Below are 15,282 nucleotides of genomic sequence, written 5' to 3' on the forward strand. Positions count from 1 at the left end.
GGTTCATGGCTTGCCTCCGTTCGGGCCTGCTGCCTGTGCGGCCGCTTTCTCCTGCGCTTCCATTTCCACGTCGTCCAGGTAACGGTAGGTCTTGACCGTGCCCGACAGTTCCAGCGCGCCGCTGCGCGCGGTGATGCCGGTCTTGGGGTCCTTGGGCTTGAGGTTGATGTCGTGCATGGTCAGGATGACCACGCGCGGCAGCGAAGCCACGCCGCTGACGAACGCACCGAACTGGTGGTAGCTGCCCACCATGCGCAGGGCGATCGGCTTTTCGGCGTAGAACTCCTTGGGCACTTCCTCACCGGGCTGGAACAGCTCGTTGACCAGGCCGCTGGACAGCGCGGTCTGCGAGATGTCGATGATCAGGTCCGGCATTTCGGTCTTGCTGGGCAGCTGGCGCAGCATCTGCTGCAGCACCTGCTCCATCTGGGCCAGCTGCTGCTTGAGCGGCTCCAGGTTGACCGCGCGGCCCTGCTCTTTCTCGAAATCGGCGCGCAGCGAGACTTCGGTCTGCTCCAGCGATGCCAGTTCGTCGCTCTTGCCACTGATCAGCAGGAACCACGAAAGCACGACGATCAGCACGGTCAACAGGGCGCAGAAGACGATCTTCGCCTGCTGCGGCCAGCTCCCGATGTTGTTGAAGTCCAGGTCCTTCAGGTTGACTTTCTTCTGGCTCATGCGGCCCCCTTCTGCGGCGTGCTGGACGCCGCCGGTTGCGTTGCCGGGGCGGGAACGATACGGCTGCCCGAAGGCGCCGGTGCAGCCGGGTCAGCGGCCGGTGCCGGAGCAGTGCCCGGCGCAGGTGCCGGTGCGGCAGTTCCTGCCGGCGCCGGCGCGAGCGGGGCCACGGCGGGGGCAGCGGCAGGCGCGGCATTCGGGTCGGTGCCCGGTGCCTCCACGGTGCCATCCGGCGCGATGCCGTCGACCGCTTCGCTCTGCGCGGGCAGCGTCACCTTGACCACGAACACGTACGGCAGCGCGGAAATGTCCGAGACAGGGCCGATCGGCTTGTCCTTCTCTTCTTCCGGCTTCCTGGCTTCGATCACCGACAGTTCCGGCTTGGTCATCCAGCCCGAGCTTTCCAGGTTGCGCATGTAGGCGCTGACCCGGGCGTTGGACTGGGTGCGCCCTTCCAGGGTGAGGATGTCGCCTTCCTGCTTCAACGCGGTCAGCACCAGCCCATCAGGGATGGTCCGGACCAGCGCATCGAACAGGTGCACCATCTGCGAGCGCTTGGCCTGCAGCTGTTCGATCACCTTCTTGCGCGCCAGCAGGCGGTCCTTCTGGCGATCCAGGCGGTCGATTTCCTTGTTCTGCTCCTTGACCCGCGCGATCTCGGCCGTGAGGAACGCGTTGCGGTCCTCCTGGCCACTGAGCTGGCGGTCGTAGTAGAACCAGATCAGCGCCGACAGCACCACGCCTGCAATGGCCGCAAAGCCGAGCATGGTCATGAACTCGCGCTGGCGTTGCTTGCGCCGCTCGGCGCGCCAGGGCAATAGATTGATTCTTGCCATCAGTCGAAGCTCCTCAGCGCCAGACCGGTGGCAATCATCAGCGCCGGGGCGTCCTGGGCCAGGGCATGCGCCTGCACCTTCGGACCCAGCGTCATCTGCGCCAGCGGATTGGCCACCACGGTGGCCACGCCCAGCTGTTCCTCCACCATCTCCGGCAGACCGGCCAGCGCCGCGCAACCGCCGGCCAGCACGATGTGGTCGACCCGGTTGAACTCACTGCCTGCATAGAAGAACTGCAGCAGGCGGCTGATCTGCTGGACCGTGGCTTCCTTGAACGGCTCGAGCACTTCCATCTCGTAGCTTTCCGGCAACCCACCCTGGCGCTTGGCCAGGCCCGCTTCCTCGTAGGTCAGGCCGTAGCGGCGCATGACCTCGTCGGTCAGCTGCTTGCCACCGAACACCTGTTCGCGGCTGTACAGGCTGCGCCCGCCACGAAGCACGTTCAGGGTGGTCATGGTGGCACCGATGTCGACCAGCGCGACCACGCCATCGCTGGCGATCGGCAGTTCACTGGCCACCAGCGCGAAGGCGTTTTCGACCGCGAAGGCCTCCACGTCCATCACCCGGGCGGTCAGGCCACCGAGCTCCAGCGCCGATTGGCGCAGCTCCACGTTCTCCGACCGCGACGCCGCCAACAGCACCTGGACCATTTCCGGGTTGTTGGGAATCGCCCCCAGCACCTCGAAATCGAGGTTCACTTCCTCGATCGGGTACGGGATGTAGTTGACCGCTTCGAGCTCGACCTGGGCTTCCATGTCGTTCTCGTCCAGGTCAGCGGGCATCGGGATGAGCTTGGTGATGACCGCAGAGCCGGCCACGGCGGCGGCGGCATGCCGGGCCTTGGTGCCTGAACGGTTCACCGCGCGGCGGATGGCCTCACCCACGGCCTCCACTTCCACGATGTTCTTTTCCACCACCGCATTCGGCGGTAGTGGTTCCACGGCGTAATGTTCCACGCGGAAACGATTGCCACTGCGGGAAAGCTGCAAGAGCTTTACTGCAGTCGAGCTGATGTCGACGCCAATAAGCGGCGACTGGCTTTTTGGGATAAGCCCCACGGTTTCTCCCCTGCCGACGGGCACTTGGACGCAAAACTTGCGCCCGCGCATTAATAACGTTTTTTTTGCAATTCGCAACCATCAACGTGCAAAACGTGTACTTACGACACGTTTCACCCGTCCCCTGACGGTGACCGAAATGCTCTCCCCGGGAACAACCCCAGCCGTTCCCTTGCGTAATCTATACTCTGCGGCCACGAAATTCGCAATCGGAATCTGACACTGATGACTCGCCTTCGCCGCTGGCTGCGCTGGTTGCTGGTCGCCTTCCTGGTCCTGGCACTGATCGGCGCCGCGGTCGCCGGGGGCCTGTACTACGCCATTTCCTCCCGTCTTCCCGACGTCCAGACCCTGCGCGACATCGAGATGCAGGAGCCCATGTACGTCTATGCGGCCGATGGCAAGCTCATGGCGGTGTTCGGCGAGTCCCGGCGCACCCCGATCACCATGAAGGAGGTCCCCGAGCGCCTGAAGCAGGCCTTCCTGGCCACGGAGGACGCCCGCTTCTACGAACACGGGGGTGTGGACTACAAGGGCATCGGCCGCGCGGTCTGGCTGCTGGCCACCACCAACGACAAGCGGGTCCCGGGTGGGTCGACCATCACCCAGCAGGTGGCCCGCCAGTTCTTCCTCAGCTCCGAGTACAGCTACACCCGCAAGCTGGCCGAGATCCTGCTGGCGCGCAAGATCGAGCAGGAACTGAGCAAGGACGAGATCTTCGAGCTGTACCTCAACAAGAGCTTCTTCGGCAACCGCGCCTACGGCGTGGCCGCGGCGGCCGAGTTCTACTACGGCAAGAAGCTGGGCGAGCTGAGCCTGGACGAGATGGCCTCGCTGGCCGGCATCCCCAAGTTCCCCTCCAGCGGCAACCCGATCAGCAACCCCGAGCGCGCCCGCGAGCGCCGCGACTATTACGTGCTGCAGCGCATGGCCAACCTGGGCTTCATCAGCCAGGCCGAGGCCGACGCAGCCAAGGCCGTGCCGATGCACGCCAGCGCGCATGAGCCCCCGCTGCAGGTCGAGGCCCCCTACGTGGCCGAACTGGTCCGCCAGGAGATGATCGCCCGCTTCGGCGGCGACGTGCTCAACAAGGGCTACCACGTCACCACCACCATCAATGCCGAGATGCAGACCGCCGCCAACCTGGCCGTGCGCGACGGCCTGCTGGCCTACGACCACCGCCACGGCTGGCACGGGGTGGAGCAGCAGGTGGCGCTGGGCGCGGGCGATGATGCGGCCGCACTGGCCGCGCACCTGCGCGGTATCAATGGCCAGTCCGGGCTGTTGCCGGCCATCGTGGCCGGCACCGGCGCCGATGGCAGCGCCACGGTGGTGCTGGCCAACCGTACCGAGGTGGTGCTGCCCGCCTCGGCCGCCAAGTGGACCGGCAAGAGCCCGGCCAAGCTGGTCCAGCGCGGTGACATCGTCCGCGTGCGCGCCGGCGAGAAGGAAGGCGAGTGGTTGCTGGACCAGATCCCGCGCGGCCAGTCCGCGCTGGTATCGCTGGATGCTCAAACCGGTGCGCTGAAGGCCCTGGTGGGCGGTTTCAGCTTCTCCGGCAACAAGTTCAACCGCGCCACCCAGGCGCGTCGCCAGCCGGGTTCGAGCTTCAAGCCGTTCATCTACGCCGCCGCCTTCGACAAGGGCTTCAACCCGGCCTCGATCGTGCTCGATGCGCCGGTGGTGTTCCGCGACCGCCGCGGCAAGACCTGGCAGCCGCAGAACGACGGCGGCGGCTTCCGTGGCCCGATGCGCCTGCGCGAAGCGCTGGTGCAGTCGCGCAACCTGGTGTCGGTGCGCCTGCTTGACGGCATGGGCGTGGAGTACGCGCGCAAGTACATCAGCGAATTCGGCTTTGCCGAAGCCGAGCTGCCGCCGAACCTGTCGATGTCGCTGGGTACCGCTTCGCTGACCCCGCTGTCGGTGGCGCGCGGCTATGCCGTGTTCGCCAACGGCGGCTCGCGCGTGGACACCTGGCTGATCGACCAGGTCAGCGACCGCGACGGCAACCTGGTGTTCAAGGAAAACCCGGCCCGGGCCTGCCGCGAATGCGTGGGCACCAGTGGCGGGGCGCCGGTGAGCCAGGTAGTGGACGGTTTCAACTTCGGTGCCGCTGCCGCACCTGCGCCGGCCGGCCCGGCCAAGCCGCAGCAGGCGGCGGAGCCGGCCGCGCCGGTAGACCCGAATGCGCGCACCGCGCCGCGAGCGATCGATGCGCGCACCGCCTACCAGCTGGTCTCGATGATGCGCGACGTGGTCCAGCGCGGCACCGGCACGGCGGCCAAGGTGCTCGGTCGCGAGGACGTGGGCGGCAAGACCGGCTCCACCAATGACCACCGCGATGCGTGGTTCTCCGGCTTCGGCGGCCCGTACGCCACCACCGTATGGGTGGGCCGCGACGATTTCCGTTCGCTGGGCTACCGCGAGTACGGCGGCCGCGCCGCGCTGCCGATCTGGATCGACTACATGCGGGTGGCGTTGAAGGACACGCCGATCGCGCAGAACGAGCCGCCGACCGGGATGGTCCAGGCCACGCTCAACGGCGCTACCGAGTGGGTCAAGGTCGAGGACATGGAGAAGCTGGCCGAGTACGACTTCAACACCCAGACCCCGCAGGCCGACGACGCGGCGTTCGATATTTTCTGATCCGCGGCTTCGTTCGGCATGGCGTTGACACGCATGGCGTGTCACTACGATCCGGGGTCGAGCGATGTTGGGGTTGCGTAGGGACACGCCGTGCGTGTCCTGATCGTCACAACGTGGGTGTAAAGTCGGGGCAGGTCGTACAAGGGGAGAATCGCTCATGCATCGGGCCCGTCAGCATGCCGAGAGCCAGACCCGCGAACGCCGCCACCGGCTTGCACACGAGGCGGCGCGGTTGATGGCCGAAGGCGGAATCCGCGATTACCACCAGGCCAAGCTGAAAGCCGCCGGGCGACTGGGCATCCACGATGATGCCTCGCTGCCGCGCAATACCGAGATCGAAGACGCCCTGCGCGAGTACCAGCGCCTGTTCGCCGGCCCCGGGCATGGCACGCAGCTGCGACAACGCCGCGAGGCCGGCCTGCGTGCGCTGGAATTCCTGCACGGCTTCGCACCACGCCTGTGCGGACCGGTGCTGGACGGCACCGCCGACGCCAACAGTCCGGTGCAGCTGCAGCTGCACAGCGACGACGCCGATGCCGTTCAGCGGTTCCTGGAAGAACACCGCATCCCGGCCGAGTCGCGAATGCGCCGCCTGCGCCTGGACCGCGAACGCACGATGGACGTGCCGGTGTGGGTGTTCTCCGCCGAAGGGCTGACCTTCGACGTGGCAGTGCTGCCCTACGACGCGCTGCGCCAGCCGCCGCTGTCGAGCATCGACGAGAAACCGATGCGACGGGCCTCGGCCGCGCAGCTGCGCAGCCTGCTGGCCGAGGACGAGATCAGGGGCTATCTGGACGGCCCCTGAGCACGCGCCGCGCGGGATCTACCAGCCGATGCCCACGCCCATCGCCACGCTGCTTTCGCCGCCTTGGCTGAAGGCGCCACTGAGACTGACGCTGGTGGTGGCGCGACGGTCCAGTACGCGCTGGTAACCCACCGCCAGGGCCGATTCGCCGTCGGCATGGCCGACGCCCGCGCCCAGCCGGTTCCAGGTGGGCAGGCCCGCAGTGTTCATGGCCATGGCGGCCTGCGCACTGCTCATCGCCGCCATGCGGTTCATGCGCTGGTCGAGGCGGTCGAAGCGGCGGTCGATGCCGGCCAGGGCCTGATCGGTGTACGCGTTGGCGCGCTGCACCGCGTCGTCCACGGCGCGGGTGTCGACCGGCGGCAGTGGCGCTGCCGACGGCGGTGTCGCAGCGGCCGGCTCGACCGCATGCGCGTCGGCCGCGACGGCGGTCCCGGTGGCAGCGGCCTGCGGGCCTGCGGCGTGGGTCGTGTCCGCCGACGCCGTGATCGACTCGGCGGGATCGGCCACGCTGGAGGGCAGACTGGCTCCTTCCTGCGCCGCGAGCGCGTCGACCTGCTCGCCCATGTCGTCCAGCGCCCGGTGTGCCGCGCTTACCGCGTAATCCAGCGCATCCAGCGCTCCGGCCACGGTGCCGTGCCACTTGCCCTGCACCGCGAAACGCATGCCGCGCACGCCGCCGTCGGCATTGACGCTGGTGCCGAGCACGCTGGCCATGTCCGACAGCTGCCGCAGCGACACCACGTCATCAGCGGCGATGCCCGGCAGGACGTTGGTGATGCGTCGGCGCAGGCCCTGCCCGCCCACCGAGACCTCCCAGGGGCGCTGCACGATCGAGCCAAAGCCCAGCGCCACGCTGTCATGGGCGTCGGCCCACACCTGGGTGGAGCCGCCGAGCGCCATGCCGTTCTCGGCCAACACGCGCGAGCGCGTGCCGAGCGCGAAACCGTCTGCGGCCCCTTCCAGGACGATCGCTGCACGGCCCAGCGCCACCGAGTTGTTGCCCAATGCCGTGGCGTAGCTGCCGTACGCCGTGGAGCCGCTGGCAACGGCGCGCGCATCGGCGCCCATCGCGGTGGCCAGGAACCCGGCATGCGCGGGCAGGCTCAGTTCGTCCGATCCGACCTTGAAATACCGTTGCACATATTCCAGTGCAGCTACCCGCGCTTCGGCGGCAAACAGCTGCGCGCCGTTGACCGCGTGTGCGCTGCTGGCGCTGACCTCGCCGGCGCCCAGCGCCACCAGGCGCGAGCCGCGCAGGTGCACGATGGCGTCCTTGTCGAAACGCACCACATCGCTGAGGTCGGCGCTGACGCCCTGCACGCCGTCGCGCAGCAGGTCGATGTCCAGCCGGTTGCGCGCGATCCGCTCATGGTTGTGATTGACCTGCCACAGCGCATCGGCCCACCCCGGCGGTGCGGTCGGGACCTCCGCTGGCGGCACCGCGGGCGCTTCGCAGTACACCAGGCGGTCGCGGACCTGGTCGCGGCCGAACACGCCGGCCACGCCCACGCCGACGCCGAGCCCGCTGGCGAAGGCCACGCTGTGCGTCGTCTTGGACGTGCTCTGTTCGCGAGGTGCCGGATCCGCCTCGCCCGGCGGCGGCAACGCGGTCGCAAACGCGGTGCCAGGCACCATCAACAACAAGGATCGGTAGAGAACATGCATGGTGTTTCCTCTCAAGGCAGCAGGATCTGCTGGTGTTCGCGGTAGCCGTCGCGGCTGAGCCGGTAATCCACGCGCAGCCGCGCGCCGGGCACCGGCTCGAAGGGCAACGCCAGCGAGGCGCCGGGGTAGACGCTGCGTTCGATGTCGTGGGTGATGCAGGCGGCCGCAACGCAGTGCTCGACCCGGCGGATGCCCAGCCGGAGCGTGCCGTGGTTATGCAGGCGGCCCCCGGCAACCTGCATCGCGACCCGTCCATCGGCAGGCAGGACGTTGACCAGCACGCCCCATACCAGGCTGACCCCAAGGGTGGCACCGGGGGTCTCCAGGGCATCGGGGCGCGCCTCCGGTTCCTCTCCGCGCACCCCTTCGAAGTACACCCGGAACGCGGTTTCTTCCTTGACCGGGGCCAGGGCGATCACCCGCACCAGCCGGCTGCCACCGCCGGCGAGCGCGAACATGCCCGGCGTCACGGCGATCGCCGCGGCGTCGCCGGTCGGCTCATCCACTTCGCTTTCGTCTTCGGTGGCGGGGGCGACCACGCGCTTGACCGTGGCCCTGACGTACTGGGTTCGCGGCGACTGCGCCTGCACGCGGATGCTGGTGGTGCTGCCCGCGTCGACGTGGACACGCATGGGGTGCACGTCCAGGCTGGCCGACACCGGCAGGGCAGGAAGCAGCAACAGCAGCAGGGAAAGGCGATGCGGGCGCATGGAAGTCTCGGTCGGGGTCAGGGGCGTCGGGTGGGCAGGCGCATCTCAAGCGTGAGATCGCCCTGGTAGCGTCCGTCGCGCTTTTCGGCGGCTGGCACCCGGGGCGTGATGAAGCTGAGCGGGGTCGGCACGCAGTGCACGGGCTGGTCCATGCCGGGCAGCAGTACCGGCCGGAGTGGGGCGTTGTGGATGCCGGCCAGCACCGTGTGCGCCTCCCGGTGCAGGTCGATCGTGGTGCCCGCATGCAGCAGTTGCAGGCGGTAATCGATGCGCTCGTGCGGCGCGCGGCCGCCCGCGTGGTGCCACACCGAAAATGCATCGCGTGGCCGCCCCGGCACGTCTGGGCCGCGATCGCGCGCCACCAGCACCAGCTGGCTGCTGTGGGAACCCAGCCCGTCGTACAGGCACATGTCCAACACCGCCTCGCCGCCGACGCTGGCCGGCGGCGGTACGGCCCGCAACTGCAACTGCAGGTCGATCGGCGCGGCCGAGCCGCCGTGCTCGGGCAGGTGGATGGCCGCCCGCTCGGTATCGGTCACCGTGACCTCCAGCACGAATACGTGCCGGCCGAGTACCGCGCCGCCCACGCCACCGCGCACGTCCAGGTGCAGCTCGGCCCGCCAGCGCCCCGCCACCAGCGCGCCGATGTCCGATGCCGCCACCTGCAACGTCGCGGCGGTGCCGGCCGGGGCGACGTGACATTCCCGGGTTGCCGATGTCCACAGCGGGTACTCGGATTTATCCCAGTAGTCGTCGCTGCAGCTGCGCTCCCACTCGACCCGTTCCATCCATCCGCTGACCCCGATGTCGCGGCGCTGGCCGCTGCGCGGTTCGTGGAACTCCAGCAGGATCGGCTGGCGCCCGGTCGGTCCTTCGCCGGTGTCGCTGCGCGGGCAGCGCCCGCGCGCGGGGTCATCGGTGCAGGTGACATGCAGGCGGCCATGGCCGTGCACCACCTCGTCGAACCCGAGCACGGTGCGCGGCGTCCATAACTGCAGGGGCTGCGGCGCGGCACGGTCGAAGGCGTGGTTCAGCGTGGTCACGGTGGTGCCTGCGGCCGGCGTGGTGACCGGGGGCCGCTGCGCCGCCGCGGGTTGGGCGACCCACAAGGCCGGTACGAGCATGACGGCGCGCATCAGGGTCCGCTCCATCGCCCCTCCTGCGCGATCGGCGCTGCATCCTCCAGCAACTGCTGCACACGCGGCTGGAGGGCGATGCGGGCGGGCAGCGCGTCGCGCGCCAGGGGCATGCACGCCACCTGCCCTACCAGCAGCACCACGCTGCGCTGCTCGCGCACCCGCAGCGGGCAGTGCAGCAGGCGACCTGCCTGCAGCAGGTACAGGACCGCTTCGCGCTGCGGGAATTCGGCGATGAACCCGCCGTCGGCCCCGAGCCGGGGAACCGCCGCATTGAGGATGCGCGCACCGGCCAGCGCGGCACCGGCCTTGTCCACGGCGCTGCCGACATACGTGAAGGTGGCTTCCACGCCCACCGGCAATGCAATCACCCTGCCCGGCAACAGGAAGGGCTGCTGGGCAGGGCCGGGATCGGTCACCCGCACGCTGGCGTCGTGTGCGTGCCCGGGCGCATCCTGGACCTCCACCTGATGGCGCTGATAGCCGCTCAGCGGCAGCAGGCGGCGTTGACCGGAGCGCAGCACCTGGCGGCGGCTGGCCCCGGCTTTCACCTCGGCGGCCGCGCCGTCGAACCCGCTGGCAGCGGCATCCTCGACGCTGACGGCCACGCCCGCGTCGGCACCGGGCGCGCCGCCCCAGAACACACCGCGCGGCGACAGCGCCAGCGCCGATCCATGGCTGAGGCTGTACCCGGTTTCGCTGGCATGCGCCTGCCGGTGGTGCGACAGCACGGCACTGGTCTGGCCAAGCGGCGTGGCGGTGCGCAGCGCCAGCAGCGCATCGACGTCGGCGGCGTCCTGCACGCTGACCTCGGTGGCCACCTCGCGCGCGGTCGCGTCCTGTTCGCGGCGCCAGGACTGCGCGAGCAGCAGGCGCTGACCGGCATCACCGGACTGCGTGCGCCGTGCTTCGGCACCGATGCGGCGCAGCTGGCTGGCGCCCGCGGCGTGCTGCAACCGCGAGAGCGTGACCGAGAGCTGCAGGCCCTGGTCGGAGATGCTCCCGGTCTGACGCCATGCGCCCAGACGGGTGCCGATGCTGACGCTGCGCCACTGCCGGGTAAGACCGTAGGCGGCCTGCAGGCTGCGGGCGCTGCCACCGGGCCAGCGGCCGGGTACCAGCGTGCGCCTGCGGCTGTGTCCCAGGTAAAGACTGCCGCCGGACAACGGAACGGTCAGCGATGCGCTGAGGGAATCAGCGCAGTCCACGCGACAACGGCTGCCGCGCAGGCGCTGCCGGTACAGGTTCCAGGAAACGGTGTTGCGCACACTGAGCTGTTGCTGGCTGCCACGCCTGCCGTCGCTGCCGACCAGGGCGCCGACTTCGGCGTGCAGGTCGTGCCTGCCCAGGCTATGTCGGACTCCAGTACGCAGTTCGGCGTGGCTGGCCTGGGCCACGCGTGCCACGCCCAGGCTCATGCCAAGCTGGCGGGCAAGTGGCATGCGCAGGCCGGCCTGCAGGACGCGGTCGCCGGCGTCCAGGCGGACATCGCGGGCGCGGCTTCGCCCGCCCTGCACGAACCATTGCAGGCCCGGTTCGCCCCAGTCCTGGGTGCGGGCAAACGGCAGTGTCTCGGTCCGCAGCAGGCGCCCGTCTTCGTGGATGCGCAGGGTCACGTCATAGCTGCCCGGTGGAAACCGGCGGGTATCGAGGTCGGTGACGCCAGCGGGCAGGTAGAACGTCTGCAGCAGTCGCTCGCCGTCGTAGGCATCCACGCGCGCCTGCCGCGACAGCAGCACGGTCAGGGGCGCGGCGCCGGTATCGGCGACGGCATCGACGTAGGCCTGGGTGGTACCGGCGCGGACGCCGTCGAAGCGGTCAAGCGGCAACATGCCGAAGCCGAACTGTCCGCCCTGGGTGCTGGCAAGGTTGCGCCGGTCCATGCGCCCGACCTGCAGGTAGTGGCGCCGGGCCAGGTCATGCCTGTAGTACAGATCGTCGAACTGGAAGTGCGTACGGGCGCGCTGGCCGGGCCAGGCGTGGCGCGCGTAGTTCCAGTTGCCGCCGACATGGCCGGCGCGCAGGACGCCCAGCGTGGCGCTGCCATGCGCGTTGAGGGCGTACTGGCTGCCACTGCCACTGAGCGCGAGCGTCTGCTGGTGCAGCAACGCATTTTCGGCGTGCTCGCTGGGCGCATGCAGCCCGTCGGCACCGGGCGATGCGCGCGGCAGCCAGCGCAATGCGGGAAACAGCAGCAGCGCGCCGTTGCCTTCGTCAAAGATGGCATGCATGTGGGTCGGATCCTCGGACGGGGGGCGCCAGCCGCAGCCCGGCTGTGGCTGGCCATGGACGCAGGCCAGGTGGCTGTTGCGCGGCAGCGGCAGGGACAGCGCCGGCAGCAGTGCCTGCTGCGCGGAGGTGGTCATGCCCAGCGCGGCCAACACCTGCGCGGGCTGTTCCAGCTGGACGTGCTCCAGCGTCACCCAGGCCGGCCAGAGGCCGGCGGAACGGCCGAACGCGCGCACTTCAACGCGCTCGCGCTGGCCACTGACAAGATCTTCGAAACCGGCCGGCACCGGGCCCGCCTGGACGGCCACGCAGGCCAGCACCAGGACGAGCGCCACCGCCAGCCGGACAAGGGCGGGAGCAGGAATGCGCATGGCAGGGGCGCAGGAACGCCGGCCCCGCAGGGCCGGCGTCCGCGCAATGGCTTAGAGGCTGCTGGCCTTCTGCACCAGGACCAGGCTGACCGGGCCGTCGTAGAGGCCGGCGGCGGTGATGGGACCGGGCGCGGCCTGGGCCACGGTCAGCGGCATTTCGATGGAGGCACCGGGAATCGCGCCCTGGAACAGCTGGTCTGCGGTGAACGCGATCGGGGCCAGGCCAAGCTCGCGGCCGTTGAGGGTAACCGAGAGCGGGATGTCGACCGCACCGGCAGCGGTCACCTTGGGCATCAGCACGGCCGGTTCGGCCAGGCGCACATCGACATCCAGGCTGGTGTCGTTGGAGAACACGCGCACGCGTTCGCTCCAGCTGCTCAGTCCCTGCCCGGCGCGGTACGGCATCTCGACGTCAGCGGGAAGCGCGCTGCCATCGGCCCGGAGCAGCGACAGGGTCGGGTCGACGTTCGCCCAGACGGTGATGTGCGCTTCAACGGCGTGGGCGGACAGTGCGGCGGTAAAGATCGCCAGGCCCAACGCGGCCTGCTTCAGGGTGCGGTACATGTGGTTCTCTCCCATGATTGAAAAACGCCTCGTTCGAGGCGATCACCCACGCTGCGCTGTGCAGTGTCGGCGACACGATCACGTTAGTTCTGTGCGCGACGTCTCCCCACGCAACCATTCTTAAACCCGCCACGCACGCGCACGTTCTGCGACAGCGCGCGCGAACCGGAAGCAACGCAAGCATTCCGACCCGCGCGCGTGCACATGTGGCGCGTTGCTGCCTTATGCTCGCCGCGGCACGGCGTGGTGTTGCCGGAAGCTGAAAGCGAAAGGCGCAACGCTGAAGCCAGAGCTAAAGCCAAAGCCAAAGCCGTCGTTTGCACGATGCTGCGCGCACGGCCGGCGACGTGATTTTTGCTTTTCCCGTGGTCACCGGCCGACTGTCAGAGGGTCGGCGGTGGGGGGGGTACGGGGGCTTTGCGAAACATGGATGTTTCGCAAGAGCCTCCAGGGATGGATTCACGGCGCCCCCCGTACCCCCACCACCGCCGGCCCTGCGCGCAGCATCCTGCACACGACGGCTGTTGCTTGAAATCTCCTGCTTGAACGCTGTTGAACCCAAAAAAAAACGCCCCCTTGCGGAGGCGTCTTTTCACGCACTACGGGAGCTGATCAGCCCTGGTAGTCACGCACGTCGCTACCGGTGTAGACCTGGCGCGGGCGGCCGATCTTCATTTCCGGGTCGACCTGCTGTTCGAGCCAGTGCGCGACCCAGCCGGAGGTGCGGCCCAGGGCGAACATCACAGTGAACATTTCGGTCGGGATCTGCAGCGCCTTGTAGATGATGCCGCTGTAGAAATCGACGTTCGGGTACAGCTTGCGGGCAACGAAGTAGTCGTCCTGCAGCGCGGCCTGTTCCAGCTTCACGGCAACGTCCAGCAGCGGATCCTGCACGCCCAGCTGCTTGAGCACCTTGCCGGTCATCTCGCCGATGACCTTCGCGCGCGGGTCGAAGTTCTTGTACACGCGGTGGCCGAAGCCCATCAGGCGGAAGCCCGAGGTCTTGTCCTTGGCCTTGAGCACGGCCGATTCAACGTTGTCCGCCGAACCGATTTCTTCCAGCATCTTCAGCACGGCTTCGTTGGCACCGCCGTGGGCCGGACCCCACAGCGCGGTGACGCCAGCGGCGACCGATGCATACGGGTTGGCACCGGTCGAACCGACCAGGCGCACCGTCGAGGTGGAGGCGTTCTGCTCGTGGTCGGCATGCAGGATGAAGAGCAGGTCCAGCGCCTTGACCACGTCCGGGTTCAGCTCGTACTGGCCATCGGCCGACTCGAAGGTCTGCTTCAGGAAACGGCTGACGTAATCCAGCGAGGTGTCCGGCGTGTTGGCCGGCAGGCCCTTGCCGTGGCGGTAGATCAGCGCCGACAGGGTCGGCACCTTGGCGATCAGGCGTACGGCGGACTGGCGGCGCTGCTCGGCGTCGGACAGGTCCAGCGAGGCATGGTACTTCGCCGACAGCTGCGCGATGGCAGCGGTCAGGATGGCCATCGGGTGGGCATCCTTGTCGAAGCTGGCGATCAGGGCATTGATCGAGGCATCGACGTTGGCTTCGGCAGCCAGCTCATCGGTGAAGGCCTTCAGCTGCTCGGCGCTCGGACGCTCGCCGTTGATCAGCAGGTAAGCCACTTCGACGTAGCTGGACTTTTCCGACAGCTGCTCGATGGGGTAGCCGCGATACAGCAGCACGCCCTTGTCACCGTCGATGTAGGTGATGGCGGACTTGCAGCTGGCGGTGGCGGTGAAGCCGGAGTCGTAGGTGAAGAGACCGGTTTCCTTGGTCAGCTTCGAAATATCGACGCAATCGTTGCCGAGCGTGGGTTTGATGACAGGCAGAACAACCGACTTGTCGCCGGCATTCAGCGTGACCTGATCAAGATCGGACACTGTGTGCGCTCCTCAAGGGGAAGGCGCCCACCCAAGCGCGTGGGGCAGGCACGTGAAAGTAAGTCCACAGCCTGTGCTGTGGATCACGTCATTATCGCACAGCAACATTTGCCACGCCCTAGGACGGAAGTCGTAGACGCACACCCCGCTCGCCCTTGCCGCACAAGCACCGGCAAGCGCCAGGCGGGCTGGAATGGACACTGCGTTCCGCGCGGCGGGGGAATTTATGAACCGTCGTTCATCCGCCAGCAGGCTTTCCTCCAGGCATAAAAAAACAACGGCCGCCGAGGCGACCGTTGTTTGCGTGCAGCAGCTTCGAAACGCTTATTCGGCAGCAGCAGCCGCAGCCGGCTTGCCGAAACGCTTCTGGAACTTGTCGATACGGCCGCTGGTGTCGATCACCTTGTGCTTGCCCGTGTAGAACGGGTGCGAAGCAGAGGAGATTTCGATCTTGACGAGCGGGTACTCGTTGCCGTCTTCCCACTTCACGGTTTCTTTCGTCGCCATGGTGGAACGGGTCAGGATCTTGAAATCGGAGGTAACGTCCTGAAACACGACGTCACGGTAGTTCGGATGGATATCGTCCTTCATGGGGCACACACCGTAAATAAGGTCAGGGAAACGCAAGAGCGGCATTATAGCCGGGCTCGCCCGCTAGGGCAACCCATGGCCATGTTCCGCGTGAAGATAC

Annotated in this window: 12 protein-coding genes; 2 read left to right on the forward strand and 10 right to left on the reverse strand. The window is 68.1% G+C overall.

From position 1 onward, the window contains the following. Positions 1-3 precede the first annotated feature (3 nt). From AC06E7_RS02850 to AC06E7_RS02860, 3 genes are read right to left on the reverse strand one after another with little or no spacing between them, the layout of a single operon-like run. The gene (locus AC06E7_RS02850) at positions 4-678 is read right to left on the reverse strand and encodes a type IV pilus inner membrane component PilO (RefSeq protein WP_068853871.1); all 675 of its coding nucleotides are present in this window, start codon (positions 676-678) and stop codon (positions 4-6) included. Next, a complete protein-coding gene (locus AC06E7_RS02855) occupies positions 675-1,514 on the reverse strand; it encodes a PilN domain-containing protein (protein ID WP_478062906.1) in 840 nt (279 codons plus the stop codon). Before AC06E7_RS02855 ends, AC06E7_RS02850 begins: the two co-directional genes overlap by 4 nt. Next, on the reverse strand, positions 1,514-2,572 hold the full coding sequence (locus AC06E7_RS02860) for a pilus assembly protein PilM (RefSeq protein ID WP_038686523.1): 1,059 nt from the start codon (positions 2,570-2,572) through the stop codon (positions 1,514-1,516). Before AC06E7_RS02860 ends, AC06E7_RS02855 begins: the two co-directional genes overlap by 1 nt. Before the next feature lie 225 nt (positions 2,573-2,797). Here AC06E7_RS02860 and AC06E7_RS02865 point away from each other — a divergent pair, with 225 nt between their 5' ends. Together AC06E7_RS02865 and AC06E7_RS02870 are read left to right on the forward strand one after the other, a co-directional pair. Further along, on the forward strand, positions 2,798-5,218 hold the full coding sequence (locus AC06E7_RS02865; RefSeq protein WP_095363596.1) for a penicillin-binding protein 1A: 2,421 nt from the start codon (positions 2,798-2,800) through the stop codon (positions 5,216-5,218). 157 nt (positions 5,219-5,375) lie between these two features. Then, a complete protein-coding gene (locus AC06E7_RS02870; RefSeq protein WP_068853874.1) occupies positions 5,376-6,023 on the forward strand; it encodes a hypothetical protein in 648 nt (215 codons plus the stop codon). 18 nt (positions 6,024-6,041) lie between these two features. Here AC06E7_RS02870 and AC06E7_RS02875 read toward each other — a convergent pair whose 3' ends face one another. The 7 genes from AC06E7_RS02875 to AC06E7_RS02905 form a co-directional block, all read right to left on the reverse strand. Next, on the reverse strand, positions 6,042-7,691 hold the full coding sequence (locus AC06E7_RS02875) for a YadA-like family protein (RefSeq protein ID WP_478062909.1): 1,650 nt from the start codon (positions 7,689-7,691) through the stop codon (positions 6,042-6,044). An 11-nt stretch (positions 7,692-7,702) separates the two neighbouring features. Further along, the gene (locus tag AC06E7_RS02880) at positions 7,703-8,401 is read right to left on the reverse strand and encodes a fimbria/pilus periplasmic chaperone (RefSeq protein ID WP_210130975.1); all 699 of its coding nucleotides are present in this window, start codon (positions 8,399-8,401) and stop codon (positions 7,703-7,705) included. A 17-nt stretch (positions 8,402-8,418) separates the two neighbouring features. After that, a complete protein-coding gene (locus AC06E7_RS02885) occupies positions 8,419-9,552 on the reverse strand; it encodes a CfaE/CblD family pilus tip adhesin (RefSeq protein ID WP_478062911.1) in 1,134 nt (377 codons plus the stop codon). Continuing rightward, entirely contained in the window at positions 9,537-12,137 is a 2,601-nt protein-coding gene (locus AC06E7_RS02890; RefSeq protein ID WP_478062913.1) for a CS1-pili formation C-terminal domain-containing protein, read from the reverse strand. The genes AC06E7_RS02885 and AC06E7_RS02890 overlap by 16 nt, the downstream gene beginning before the upstream one ends. 51 nt (positions 12,138-12,188) lie before the next feature. Then, the gene (locus AC06E7_RS02895; RefSeq protein WP_068853877.1) at positions 12,189-12,701 is read right to left on the reverse strand and encodes a CS1 type fimbrial major subunit; all 513 of its coding nucleotides are present in this window, start codon (positions 12,699-12,701) and stop codon (positions 12,189-12,191) included. Between the two features lie 612 nt (positions 12,702-13,313). After that, positions 13,314-14,591, reverse strand: coding sequence for a citrate synthase (locus tag AC06E7_RS02900; protein ID WP_068853878.1), 1,278 nt, complete (start codon positions 14,589-14,591; stop codon positions 13,314-13,316). 324 nt (positions 14,592-14,915) lie between these two features. Next, positions 14,916-15,182, reverse strand: coding sequence for a type B 50S ribosomal protein L31 (locus AC06E7_RS02905; RefSeq protein WP_093533653.1), 267 nt, complete (start codon positions 15,180-15,182; stop codon positions 14,916-14,918). Positions 15,183-15,282: the final 100 nt, after the last annotated feature.

The organism is Stenotrophomonas sp. Steno-Z4 (genome assembly GCF_056393145.1).

Coding starts and splice junctions, on each gene's coding strand:
- AC06E7_RS02850 (WP_068853871.1), bottom strand. CDS start 678: ATGAGCCAGAAGAAAGTCAACCTGAAGGACCTGGACTTCAACAACATC.
- AC06E7_RS02855 (WP_478062906.1), bottom strand. CDS start 1,514: ATGGCAAGAATCAATCTATTGCCCTGGCGCGCCGAGCGGCGCAAGCAA.
- AC06E7_RS02865 (WP_095363596.1), top strand. CDS start 2,798: ATGACTCGCCTTCGCCGCTGGCTGCGCTGGTTGCTGGTCGCCTTCCTG.
- AC06E7_RS02870 (WP_068853874.1), top strand. CDS start 5,376: ATGCATCGGGCCCGTCAGCATGCCGAGAGCCAGACCCGCGAACGCCGC.
- AC06E7_RS02875 (WP_478062909.1), bottom strand. CDS start 7,691: ATGCATGTTCTCTACCGATCCTTGTTGTTGATGGTGCCTGGCACCGCG.
- AC06E7_RS02880 (WP_210130975.1), bottom strand. CDS start 8,401: ATGCGCCCGCATCGCCTTTCCCTGCTGCTGTTGCTGCTTCCTGCCCTG.
- AC06E7_RS02885 (WP_478062911.1), bottom strand. CDS start 9,552: ATGGAGCGGACCCTGATGCGCGCCGTCATGCTCGTACCGGCCTTGTGG.
- AC06E7_RS02890 (WP_478062913.1), bottom strand. CDS start 12,137: ATGCGCATTCCTGCTCCCGCCCTTGTCCGGCTGGCGGTGGCGCTCGTC.
- AC06E7_RS02895 (WP_068853877.1), bottom strand. CDS start 12,701: ATGTACCGCACCCTGAAGCAGGCCGCGTTGGGCCTGGCGATCTTTACC.
- AC06E7_RS02905 (WP_093533653.1), bottom strand. CDS start 15,182: ATGAAGGACGATATCCATCCGAACTACCGTGACGTCGTGTTTCAGGAC.